This is a genomic window from Caballeronia sp. GAFFF2 (genome assembly GCF_023631485.1).
Classification (GTDB): domain Bacteria; phylum Pseudomonadota; class Gammaproteobacteria; order Burkholderiales; family Burkholderiaceae; genus Caballeronia.
Genome location: NZ_JALQDA010000034.1, coordinates 76,631 through 88,797 on the forward strand (window position 1 = coordinate 76,631; position 12,167 = coordinate 88,797).

The following is a 12,167-nucleotide window of genomic DNA, read 5'->3' on the forward strand; positions in this document are numbered from 1 at the left end:
GCCGGCAGAGGGAAGACAGCATGCAGTTGACTCAGGGCCTTCATCGCTCGCTTCGGCAGAACCCGGACCGGACGGCGGTATCGTTCAAAGGGCGCAGGCGGACCTTTCGTGAATTCGGCGATCGCGTCGCGCGGCTTGCGTCGGCTCTGGTCGAACTCGGCCTGACGGAGGGCGAGCGGGTCGGCATGCTGGCGCTGAATTCCGACCGCTACCTCGAGTATGCGATGGGCGTTTGGTGGGGCGGCGGCGTGCTCAATCCCGTCAATATTCGCTGGAGCGCCGCGGAGATCGCCTATTCGTTGAACGATTGCGACACGCGCATCCTGATCGTGGATGACCAGCACCTCGAGACCGCGCGCGACGTATGCCGCCTCGTGCGAACCGTTCCAATACTGGTTCACGCAGGCGATGGCGCGGCGCCGGACGGCATGCTGTCGTTCGACGCCCTGATCGCGGCAGCCGCGCCGATGGAGGACATCGGTCGCAGCGGCGCCGACCTCGCTTGCATCATGTACACCGGGGGCACCACCGGCGTTCCGAAAGGGGTGATGCAGACGCATCTGAACATGTGGTCGTCGTGCATCATGCGAATCGCGGAATCGGCGCCGCTCGCCGGGACCGCGGTGCTGCACGCCGCGCCGTTTTTTCATGTCGCGGCTCTGGGGCGTGCGCTCGTGCAGTTCGTTGCGGGCGAGGCGCATGTGATCATTCCCGCCTTCGACGCGCGCGAAGTCTTGAAGGCAATCGATCAAGAGCACGTCAGCGAAACCCTGCTCGTGCCGACGATGATCCAGGCCGTCTTGAATCACCCAGATTTTGCCCAAGCCGATTTGTCGCGCTTGCGGCGTCTCACCTATGGCGCGTCGCCTATTCCCGAGCCGTTGCTGAATCGCGTGATCGAATGCCTGCCGGGTGTCGAACTGGCGCATTCGTACGGCATGACCGAAGCCTGTCCCAGCATCTCCGTCAATCCGCCCGCCAATCACGATGACGCGGCGAGAAAGAGCGGCCTTTATCGCTCCATCGGCCGTGGGCTGCCCGGACTACTGGTGAAAGTGGTCGATGTGCACGGCCAGGAAGTGCCGCGCGGCACGGTAGGGGAGCTCGTCGTGCGCGGACCGAACGTAATGGCGGGCTACTGGAACAAGCCGGAGGAAACCGCGCAGGCCTTACGTCGCGGCTGGCTGCATACTGGCGACGGCGCGTATATGGACGACCGAGGCTATCTGTACATCGTCGACCGGCTCAAGGACATGATCGTCAGCGGCGGCGAAAACGTCTATTCCGCCGAGGTCGAAAACGTGATCGCACTTCACGGCGCGGTCGCCGCGTGTGCGGTGATAGGCGTGCCGCATGACATGTGGGGCGAAGCGGTCCACGCCGTGATCGTGTGCAAGCCCGGCGAAACGACCAGCGAAGAAGAGATACGCAGGCATTGCCGCGCGTTCATCGCCGGCTATAAATGTCCCAGAACGATCGAGTTTCGGGAGCGGCTGCCCTTGTCGGGCGCGGGCAAGATCCTCAAGCGCGAACTCCGCGCGGCATACTGGGCGGGCAGGGCGCGCGCCGTCAACTAACGAAGTCAGGCAGCGAAGCCTTCCACCCGGCCAGGGGGGTGCAGCTTCTCCTGCATTCTGGCTTACTTCCACTGAATCGAGGCCGTCATCCGGAAGACGGAAAGCCGATCTACCGCGGTGCGCTGAACGCACCGTCATGCAAAATCGAAAAGGGAGGAACGATGGGTGTTTTGAGCGGTGTACGCGTGCTGGAATTCGAGGCAATCGGTCCGGGGCCGTTCAGCGCCATGTTGCTGGCCGACATGGGCGCGGATGTCTTGCGAGTCGACCGGCCCCGTCCGCACGCCGATCTGGGTCCGAAGACCAACGGCAACCGTGCGGATGTCACGGGGCGCGGTCGTCGTTCGGTCACGCTGGATCTGAAGCAACCCGAAGCGGCCGAAGCCGCGCTGGATCTTATTTCCCGCGCCGATGTGCTGATCGAAGGCTTTCGGCCCGGCACCATGGAACGCCTTGGGCTCGGCCCGCAAGCCGCACTGTCGCGCAACTCGCGACTCGTGTATGGACGCATGACCGGTTGGGGGCAAACGGGTCCGCTCGCCGCGCGCGCGGGGCACGATCTGAACTACATCGCGCTGTCCGGCGTGCTTTCCGGCATCGGCCGCGCCGACGGAGCGCCGGTGCCGCCGCTGAATCTTGTCGGCGACTACGGCGGTGGCGGCATGCTTCTCGCGCTGGGCGTGGTGGCGGCGCTCTTCGACGTTCAGCGTGGCGGCGAAGGTCAGGTAGTCGATGCCGCGATGATCGAAGGCGCGGCACAACTGGGTTCGATCTTTTGGGGCATGCTCGCTTCGGGCAACTGGCGCGAGGAGCGCGAGAGCAATCTGCTGGATGGCGGCACGCCCTGGTACGACAGCTACCGCACTCGCGATGGTCAATACATGACGGTCGGCGCGGTCGAGTCGCGTTTCTATGCCGAACTCCTCACGAAGCTCGGCCTCGCGGACGCGGGATTGCCGGAGCAGCACGATCGCAGCGGCTGGCCGGTCCTGCGCGAACGCTTTGCGGCGGCCTTTCTCGAACGCACGCGCGATGAATGGTGCGCCGTGTTCGAAGGTAGCGACGCGTGTGTCGCGCCAGTTTTGAGCTTTTCGGAAGCGCCGGCTCATCCGCAGCATCAGGCGCGCGGCAGTTTCGTCGAGGTGGCTGGCGTGGTTCAGCCTGCACCCGCACCGCGTTTTTCTCGCACGCCTTCGAAAGTCACGCGCGCCGCGCCGCAACGCGGTGAAGGGGGTCTGCCTGCGTTGCACGATTGGGGGTTCGACGACGCGGCCATCGATCGCATGCGCCTTCACGGGGTCGGCTTTCAGGCAGAGGACTGAGCCCGTCCGAGTCATACGCGGTAGCAAAAAAAACGGTCCGGCTTCGAGCCGGACCGTTGCGCGTTCATGTCACTGCCCGCATCACTGCAGATTGCCGGCGACCGCCACCGTCTGCCCCGTAATGTAGTTCGACTCGGGCGAGCAAAACAGATACACGCCGCCAGCCGCTTCTTCCGGCGTGCCCCCGCGTCCCAGCGGATTGCTCATCGCATGCGCTTTTAGCCGCTCCGCATTCACGCCCACGCGAATATCGCGCCCTTCGATCCTGACCGTCGCGCCGGAATCCGCATCCGCCTTCGTCATGCGCGTGTGAATCAGCCCGAACGCCACGCAGTTCACATTGACGTTGAAGCGCCCCCACTCGCGGCTCAGCGCACGCGTCATGCCGATCACGCCCGCTTTCGCCGACGAATAGTTCATTTGCCCGGCATTGCCGGTGAGCGCCGATACCGACGAAATATTCACGACCTTGCGATATACGTCGCGCCCGGCTTCCTTGTCGGCGGCATGCAACGCCTTCACATGCGGATAGGCGGCGCGCAGAATGCGAAACGGCGCGGTCATGTGACAGTCGATGATCGCGTACCACTGTTCGTCGGTCATCTTCTGGACCACGTCGTCCCACGTATAGCCGGCATTGTTGACGATGATGTCGATGCCCTTGAACGTGTTCATCGCCGTGCCGATGAAGCGGTCGGCGAAGTCGGGCGCGCTTACGTTGCCGACGACCGCGACGGCCTGCGTGCCCATCTTCTTCAAAACCTCGACCGTTTCGTGCGCCGGCTCGGCGTCGAGGTCGTTGATCACGAGACGTGCGCCTTCGCTTGCCAGTTTCTCCGCGATCGCGCGGCCAATACCACGTCCGGAACCGGTGACGAGCGCTACCTTGCCGTCGAGCTTACCCATGTCTATCTCCTTGATGAAACGAAACTACAGTGCGATCGACGCGTCGCCCAGGACGCGCGGCTCACCGTATTGATTGGTGGTCTGGATCTCGACCTTCACGAGACGTTCGCCATTCGCCTCGGATTTGTCGACGACCCGTCCGCTGCACGTGATCCGGTGTCCCAGTTGCGTGATGCCGACGAAGCGCACGCCGAAGTGCCGCAGATTGCGCTGGTCGGTCCACAGCGTCAGCAGGCGGCCGAGCCAGGCCATCGACAACATGCCGTGCGCAAAGACGTCGGGCATGCCGGCACGCCGTGCAAAATCGAGGTCGATGTGAACCGCGTTGTGATCGCCGGATGCGCCTGCGAAAAGCGCCAGCGTCGTGCGGTCGACGGGCACCAGCGTGAGCGGCGGCAGTGTGTCACCCACCTCGATGTCATCGAAACTTAATGGTGTCATTCGGGTTTCTCCTCAGCCGTTGCGATGCACGAGCACGCTGCGCAGATCCGCGACATGCTCGCCATGCTGGTTGGTCACACGCGTTTCGCGCACCACGAAATCGAGCGCGCCGCCTTTCTTGTCGTAGATGTCGGCGATGCGGCACTCGAAGCGCAGCACGTCGCCCGCATAGGCCAGACGGTGATAGGTGAACGACTGCTCGCCGTGCAGGATGCGCGCGACCTGAATGCCGATCTCGTCGCGCCAGCTTTTATCGGGCTGCTCGAGTTCCAGTGAAAACAGGAAGGTGGGCGGCAGTGGCAGGCCGGGATGGCCGGCATCGCGCGCCGCCGATTCATCGAAATAGATCGGGTTGGTCTCGCCGATCGCCTTCGCGAAAAAGCGCAGTCGTCCCGCTTCGGCCACGGTACGAAAGGCCGGAATCACCAGGCCGATGTGCTTCTTGTCGATCATGTCGGATACTCCATCGGAAGTCGCGGCATCAGGCGGCCTTGTACACGGTCGTGACGCACGCGCCGCCGAGCCCGAGGTTATGCGCCAGCGCGACCTTCGCGCCTTTCACCTGACGTTCGTCGGCCGTGCCGCGCATCTGATGGGTCAGCTCGTAGCACTGAGCAAGGCCGGTCGCGCCGAGCGGATGACCCTTGGACAAGAGCCCGCCGGAGGGATTGACCACCCACTTGCCGCCGTATGTGTTGTCGCCGTCGTTGACGAGTTTTTCCGCATCGCCTTCGGCACACAAACCAAGGCCCTCGTAGGTCAACAACTCGTTCTGCGCGAAGCAGTCGTGCAATTCGATTACGTCGATGTCTTCGGGACCGACGCCTGCCTGCTCGTACGCGAGCTTCGCGCCGGAGCGCGTCATGTCGAAGCCGACCACGCGGATCATGTCGCGGCTGTCATAAGTGCTCGGCTCGTCGGTGGTGAGAGACTGGCCGGCGATCAGCACGTCGGTGCGCAAGCCGTGCCGCCGCGCGAACGCCTCCGACACGACGATCGCCGCAGCCGCCCCGCAAGTCGGCGGACAGGCCATCAGGCGCGTCAGCACGCCTTCCCAGATCATCGGCGAGGCCAGCACGTCTTCCGGCGTCACGACATTGCGGAACACGGCAAGCGGATTGCGCGCCGCATGCTGGCTCGCCTTCGCGCGAATCCTGGCAAAGGTTTCGAGGCGGGTGCCGTACTTCTCCATGTGCGCCCGGCCCGCGCCGCTGAATTGGCGGATGGCAGACGGCAGATCGGTTCGGTCGACCAGTTCGTTGACCAGATCCAGCGCGCGTTCGAGCGCCGGTGCGCGGTCGCTCCACTTCGATGACAGCGCGCCCGGCTGCATGAATTCGAAGCCGACCGCAAGCGCGCAGTCCACCGCGCCGCTCTGGACGGCCTGACGGGCGAGGAACAACGCCGACGAACCGGTTGCACAGTTGTTGTTGACGTTGATGACCGGAATGCCGGTCATGCCCACGCGGTAGAGCGCTTTCTGACCGCAGGTCGAATCGCCGTAGACGTAACCGGCGTAGGCCTGCTGGACGTCGGCGTAGTCGAGCCCGGCATCGGCCAGTGCCTGGCGTACCGCGCCGGCGCCCATCACGTCGTAGGTGTCGCTGGTGCCGGGTTTCTTGAACGGGATCATGCCGACGCCGGCGACGAAGACGTTACGAGTCATATCACTGCTCCGTGGAAAAGAAGGTTCGACTTACAGCTTGCGGGAGATGAGGTCGCGCATGACCTCGCTCGTGCCGCCATAAATGCGGTTCACGCGCGCATCGGCGAAGGCGCGTGCGACGGGGTACTCGAGCATGTAGCCATAGCCGCCGTGAAGCTGCACCATCTCGTCGAGCGCCTTGCCAAGTGTCTCGGTGGCGTAGAGCTTGGCGATGGCGGCTTCTTCGAGCGTCAGGCGACGGCGCACGTGCTCGGCCAGATAGTGATCGACCATCAGGCGCACGGCCGTGGCCTGGGCCTTGATGTCGGCAAGCTTGAATTTGGTGTTCTGGAAGTCCCATACGGTCTGATTGAAGGCGCGGCGGTCCTTCACATAGTTCAGCGTATGTTCGAGGCAGGCTTCGAGCTTCGCCGCCGCGCCGATGGCGATGGACAAGCGCTCCTGCGGCAGTTCACCCATCAGGTAGGCAAAGCCCTGACCTTCCTCGCCGAGACGGTTGGCGACCGGAACGCGCACGTCGTCGAAGAACAACTCGGCGGTGTCCTGCCCGTGCATGCCGACCTTGTCGAGCTTGCGGCCACGGCGAAATCCCGCACGAGTTGCCTCGACCACGATCAGGCTCACGCCCTTCGAACCCGCGCTCGGGTCTGTTTTGCAGATCACGATGATCAGGTCGGCATTCAGACCATTGCTAATGAAGGTCTTGCTGCCGTTGATGACGTACTCGTCGCCATCGCGCACGGCGCTCGTCCGCACGGACTTGAGGTCGCTGCCGGTACCCGGTTCGGTCATTGCGATGGCGAGAATCGCCTCGCCCGAGCAGACTTTGGGGAGCCACTTCTGCTTTTGCTCTTCGCTGCCGATGCGCGCGATATAAGGCGCGATGACGTCCGAGTGAACGCCGAAGCCCAGCCCGCTCAGGCCCGCGCGATTCACTTCCTCGTTGAGCACGGCCGCATGCCCGAAATCGCCGCCGCCTCCGCCGTATTCGGCTGGCAGCGTCAGGCACAGCAGTCCTTCACGGCCCGCCTTCAGCCAGGTTTCGCGATCGACGCGGCCGGTCTTGTCCCATTCGGCCTGTTTCGGAACGCATTCCCGTTCCAGAAAGCGGCGCACGCTGGTGCGCAGCATTTCGTGATCGTCGCGGAAGACGGTTCGAGTAATGTGCATGACTAAGTTCCTGAGAAAAGATCCGCCTGATCCGGGTGTGAGGCTTACCGTGCGCAGGCGATATGCGCGGCCGGCTCGGCGTGAAAGAGAGGCTCGATCAGATGAGCGCGCCGCGCGCGGGTGACGGCCTGATTGACGTAGCCTTTTTCGGCGATCTCGTTGGCGTCGATGGAAGGCGGTTCCGCCATCAGCATCACGCGTTCGATGGTGCGGCTGGCGCCACCGCCTCGCTGAGTGACGAGGCGTTCGCGCAGCGCGGCCACCACGAGCGGATGCCGGGCGAGCGCTTCCGCGTCCAGTTCGGCAAGCTCGGGGGCGAGCCGTTTGCAGGCGGCCACGTTCGGCCATGCAAGCGCGGTGAGATAGTCGTGATCGTGACCGCAGATCACCGCGTCCGAAATGAGCGGGGCGCACAGTTCGAGCAGACCGAGACGGACGGCGCCCGTGCGTACCCAGGTGCCGTTGGTGAGCTTGAAGTCTTCGACCACGCGGCCGGCGAAGAGCAGGCCTTCGCCCGCGTCTTCCGGATTGGCCAGACGGACGGCGTCGCCGAGGCGGAAGAATCCTTCTGAATCGAACGCGGCCGCGCTCAGTTCCGGATTGTCGAGATAGCCGCCGAAGACATTCGCGCCGCGCATGCGGATCTCGTAGCGTCCGTCGCCGCCGTCGAGCGGCACCAGCTTCACTTCGGAGCCGGGAACCGGGCCGCCGATGTTACCGAGGTCTTTCGACGGCCAGCCACAATAGGTGCCCATGCCGCTCGTTTCCGTGCAGGCGAGACCGGTCGAAAAGACGATGCGCCGGCCGATGGTATCGACGGCGACGCGCTGGATGCGATTCCACACGTCGGCGGGAAGGCTGGCCCCGCCATAGCCGAAATACTGGACGTCGGCGAACAGGCTCCGCGCGAGCACGGGGTCACGTTCGAGTTCGCCCGCCAGTACGGCCCACGCCGAGGGAACACTCGTGAACACGGTGGGCGAGACGTCGCGCAGATTGCGAACCGTGCGCTCGATCAGGCCCGGAAGCGGCCGGCCGTCGTCGATATAGTGGGTCGCGCCGAACTGGATCGAACGGCCGAGATTGAGCACGCCGCCCAGACCGTGATGCCAGGGCAGCCAGTCGAGAAAGACCGGTGGCGATTCCAGCAGCCAGCCGAGGTTGTCGGCGTAGTAGGACGCGACTGCCCTGAAGTTGCCGTAGGTGAGCGGCACGCCCTTCGGAACACCAGTCGAGCCCGAGGTGAACAGCACGCGAACGGTGTGGGCGCCGTCGATCGATGCATGCGCTGCCGCGACGGCGGCGCTGCGCGCGTGCGTCAATCCGCTGGCGAGCAAATCGGCCCAGGTGCGGTGGCCGGGCGCGGCGTTGCACACGGTGATGATCGATGTGCCCGCGACGCCCGAAGCGGCGAGAGCGGCAAGCGCGCGCGCGAACTGCGCCGCATCCTGCACGAACACCGTGGCGGGCGGAACCATTCGCAGCACGCCTTTGAGACGCGCGAAGTCCCGGCTGACGAGCGAATAAGCAGGCGACACCGGCGCACTCGGAATGCCGACGTATTCGGCCGCGAGCAGCAATACCGCCTGCTCGATCGAATTGCCTGATAGCAGGATCACGGGACGCTGCTGACCCAGTCCCATTTCGAGCAGCGCAGCGGCAACCGTCTGGACTTGTACCCACAGTTCGCGCCAGCTAATGGTGCGCCATGCGCCCGTTGCATCGCGCTCGGCGAATGCCGTGTCGTCGCCGCGACGCTCGGCCCACGCGGGAATGAACGCGGCAAAGCTGCGCTCGGCAATGACCGGCGGCGCGCTCGCCGAACTGAGGATAAGCGTGCCGTCGGGACGGTGCTCGATGTGCGGCCGGCGCTCCGGGAAACGCACGGGACGATAAGGCGCTACTGCAGATACGTCATCCATCAGCGTACTCATTTACGCCTGTCTCCTTGGCTTCAGTGCGCACCGCGGCGCGCACCGGCGTTATTTCGTGGAGTTTTGTGTGCGCAATGATTACGCACTACCCCTTGAATCGAAGGATAGTGCGTTGCGGCTGCGACGGAACCACCCAAGGCGGGTGGCGTGGCTGCGCAAGAACGAGTCAGGGCTCGTCAGCCTGCTCCACTGGCGGCGCTGCCCAGCGTCGCGTTGCTCAGTTCGAGATCGCGCACGCGGGCGACCGCTTCGTCGCGGCTTGCCACGCCGAGCTTCCCGTAGATGTTCTTCAGATGCCACTTGACGGTTTCGGGCGAAATGCCGAGCGTGCGCGCGATTTTTTTATTCGGCAGCGCGTGCGCCAGCAATCCAACCACGCGCGTTTCGCGTTCGCTCAACGTGTCGATGCTCCCGCCCGCGTTGTTGAGCCGCGCGGCCGGCTTGGCACCGCTGCGCGGCGCGCCTTGTTGCGCGGCATGCAATCGGTCCACGTAAAAGGAAAGCACGGGATCGTGCGGTTCACTCTGCTCGACATGAGTGATGAGATCGAGGGCGCCGGGGTCCGTATCGAGCAAACTGCGTATGAGACCGAGCCGGTGTCCGCGCCGCAATGCGGCCAGCACGGCCACGCGCGCCGCGTCCGGTCGGCCGCGCCGCTCATCGACCAATGCCGACTGCATTTGCAGACAGGCAACGTGCCGCTGCCAGCCGTGCGCTTCGTAAAACGGAATGAGCGATTGCAGACGCAGTGCCGCGCTTTCCCAGTCTTCGTGCGCCATGCACCAGTCGATCTGCCCGCGTGCCGCCATCGCCCGAATCTCCGCGACGGTCGTGGAAGGGGCGGCGTCGCTGTGCGCGGCCATCGTGTCGAGGCGGGTCAGTCCCGCTTGCGCCGCGTCGAACTGTCCGCATGACAGATGACGCCGCGTCTGTTCTGCCACGGCATGAGCGACGAGCCGCACGAGGCCGTGTTGCGTCGCGTATCGTTCAAGCCGTTCGAGGTATGCGAACGCGTTCAGCCGATGCCCGGTCGTCCAGTGCACCGCCGAAAGCACGGTGAACACGCGCAGCACGGAGTCGGGGATGGAGACACGCTCCAGCACGTCGATACGCTCTTCAAGCAGCTTGCGCGCGGCGCCGGGTTCGCCGAACTCGTAGAGCGCTTCGGCCAGCAACGCGGCGGCGAAACATGCGGCTTCGGCGGCCGCACTGCCGAGTCTGTCGGCCTTGCAGAGTACGTCGCGGGCAATGCGCTCGACCTGTACGAACCTGCCTTCCAGCGCATGGCTGAATCCGATCATGCAGCGGCCGTTCAGCGCGCCCGCTGGCGTGCCGGAAAGCGGTGCGCCTTCGAAGAGCAGTTGCGCCGACTGCGTCTGCACGCGCCGCGCCTCTTCGTACGCGCCGTGGCGCATGTGGATCCACGAGAGCAGGTTGGTGCGCGCGCCCGTCGCGAGACTGTCCGCGTCGGTGGGAATGTCCAGCAGTTGCGGCAACATCAAGGCGGCGGCGTCGGGGTCGTCGCGTTGCACGGCGAGCGCCGTGCGCAAAAGAGCCAGGCGGTAGCGCGATTGAGTGTCGGCGAAAGGAATGTCGTCGTGCAGTCGCGCGATGGCCGCCGCGCAGGCGCCGAATTCGCGCGCATACAGATGCAGATGCGCCATCAGAAGCCGCAGACCGATGCGAGCCTGAACCTCGACGCATGGGAGCAGCCGCATGAGCCCGACGAGCTTGCGCAGTTTCCCGGCGACCTGCATGGTGCGGGCAACGCGCTGGACGAGATCGGCCGCGGCGGCCGCTTCGCCCGCGAGCAATGCGTGGCGCACCGCCTCGTCGGGATGATCGTGATCGCGAAACCAGGTCCATGCCGCCCGATGCACGGCACGTCGATGCACTTCGCTGCGCGCCTGAAAGCGTTCCAGCAGGGTCTCGCGAAAGAGCGGGTTGAGCCGATACCACGTTTCGCTGCCCGCGCTTTCGATCGGCGCAATGAAGAGGTTGTCGCTTTCAAGTCTCGCCAGCCGCACGCGCACTTCGCCCGCTGTCTGTTCGTCTCCGAGCAAGGCAATACACAGCGGCGCGCAAAACAGCGTGCAGGCCGAAATTCGAATCAGCAACTCGACCTCGGCGAGCGCAAGGCGCGACAACACTTCCCGCTCGAAGTACTCGGTAAGGCCGCGCGCGTCCTGAAGCCTACCGTGCGTCGAGAGATCGGCCCCGGCGATATCCGCCGCGCCTGGTTTTCTCTTTTTCAAGCGCATCGCGCACAGTTGCAGGCCGGCGACCCAGCCATCCGTCTGCTCATGCGTGTAGCGGGCATCTCGCGGATTGATTTCACCGAGCTGCTCTCTCAGGAATTGTTCGGATTCCGCAGCGGTGAAGCGAAGATCGCGCATGTCCAGTTCGAGCACGAGTCCCTCGTCGCGCGTCCGGCCAAGCGAGAGTGGCACGCTGCCACGCGAAACGAGCACGAGGTGAAGGTTGGGCGGCGCGTAATCGAGGAGCCACTGCAACGCTTCGTGACTGCGTGCGTTGGCGAGATGATGCAGGTCGTCGAGCACCAGCACGACGTCTCCGGGATGACCGGCGATGCCGCGCACGAGCGCGATGACGGTGCGTTCGACGGCTTCGTCATCCAGTCCACGACCGCCCAGCAGCCCGGCTTCGCGGGAGATGGCGGGGTCGACGTGCGCGAGGCTGGCGACGAGGCAATCGAAAAAGTGGGCGAGGTCGTTGTCTTCCGGTGCGAGGGTGAGCCACGCGATGTCGAAACTGAGCGACAGTAAAGCCTCGCGCCACGCAATCACGACACTCGTTTTGCCGCAACCGGCGGGACCTTGAAGAATCACGCAACGACTGCGGCGCGCGTCGAGCAACCGGGCGAGCAAGCGCTCGCGCGCAACGATGCGTGCGGCGCCGCGCGGTGCGACCAGACGGGATTCGGTGTTGGGTTCGATCCTGCCGTTTTGCAGGCGGCGCGAGAGCGGACGGTCCTCGAAAGGAGAATTCTGCGGCATGCTGACCTGCGCCTTGCGCGTTCCGGTTAGGCGCCTGAGCGGCGCCTGCCAGAAGACAAAATGATGACCGGCTTATTGTAGCGCAGCGCTAGTCGCGGATTTTCACGCCGGGGCGGGGCGGTCGAGATCATGCA

At 64.7% G+C, this 12,167-nt stretch carries 9 protein-coding genes; 2 read left to right on the top strand and 7 right to left on the bottom strand.

Features of this window, described 5'->3' with window-relative positions; all coding sequences use genetic code 11:
• Positions 1-20 precede the first annotated feature (20 nt).
• Positions 21-1,577: a long-chain-fatty-acid--CoA ligase gene (locus NCT04_RS25035; protein ID WP_250468185.1), complete on the top strand. Its 1,557-nt coding sequence runs from the start codon at positions 21-23 to the stop codon at positions 1,575-1,577.
• A 161-nt stretch (positions 1,578-1,738) separates the two neighbouring features.
• Positions 1,739-2,899 (top strand): CaiB/BaiF CoA transferase family protein, encoded by a 1,161-nt coding sequence (locus NCT04_RS25040; RefSeq protein WP_250468186.1) that lies wholly within the window; start codon positions 1,739-1,741, stop codon positions 2,897-2,899.
• A gap of 81 nt (positions 2,900-2,980) precedes the next feature.
• Here the strand turns inward: NCT04_RS25040 and NCT04_RS25045 are convergent, their stop codons facing one another.
• From NCT04_RS25045 to NCT04_RS25075, 7 genes are all read right to left on the bottom strand, one after another.
• Positions 2,981-3,805, bottom strand: a complete 825-nt coding sequence (locus tag NCT04_RS25045) for an SDR family NAD(P)-dependent oxidoreductase (RefSeq protein WP_250468187.1) — start codon at positions 3,803-3,805, stop codon at positions 2,981-2,983.
• A gap of 24 nt (positions 3,806-3,829) precedes the next feature.
• Positions 3,830-4,246: a MaoC family dehydratase gene (locus tag NCT04_RS25050; protein ID WP_250468188.1), complete on the bottom strand. Its 417-nt coding sequence runs from the start codon at positions 4,244-4,246 to the stop codon at positions 3,830-3,832.
• A gap of 12 nt (positions 4,247-4,258) precedes the next feature.
• Entirely contained in the window at positions 4,259-4,699 is a 441-nt protein-coding gene (locus NCT04_RS25055; protein ID WP_244830295.1) for a MaoC family dehydratase N-terminal domain-containing protein, read from the bottom strand.
• Positions 4,700-4,727: 28 nt separating this feature from the next.
• The gene (locus tag NCT04_RS25060; RefSeq protein ID WP_250468189.1) at positions 4,728-5,912 is read right to left on the bottom strand and encodes a lipid-transfer protein; all 1,185 of its coding nucleotides are present in this window, start codon (positions 5,910-5,912) and stop codon (positions 4,728-4,730) included.
• Positions 5,913-5,942: 30 nt separating this feature from the next.
• Complete coding sequence (locus NCT04_RS25065; RefSeq protein WP_250468190.1) at positions 5,943-7,082, bottom strand: acyl-CoA dehydrogenase family protein; 1,140 nt, start codon at positions 7,080-7,082, stop codon at positions 5,943-5,945.
• Positions 7,083-7,126: 44 nt separating this feature from the next.
• Positions 7,127-9,016: a feruloyl-CoA synthase gene (locus NCT04_RS25070; RefSeq protein ID WP_250468191.1), complete on the bottom strand. Its 1,890-nt coding sequence runs from the start codon at positions 9,014-9,016 to the stop codon at positions 7,127-7,129.
• A 176-nt stretch (positions 9,017-9,192) separates the two neighbouring features.
• Positions 9,193-12,033, bottom strand: a complete 2,841-nt coding sequence (locus tag NCT04_RS25075) for a winged helix-turn-helix domain-containing protein (RefSeq protein ID WP_250468192.1) — start codon at positions 12,031-12,033, stop codon at positions 9,193-9,195.
• Positions 12,034-12,167 lie beyond the last annotated feature (134 nt).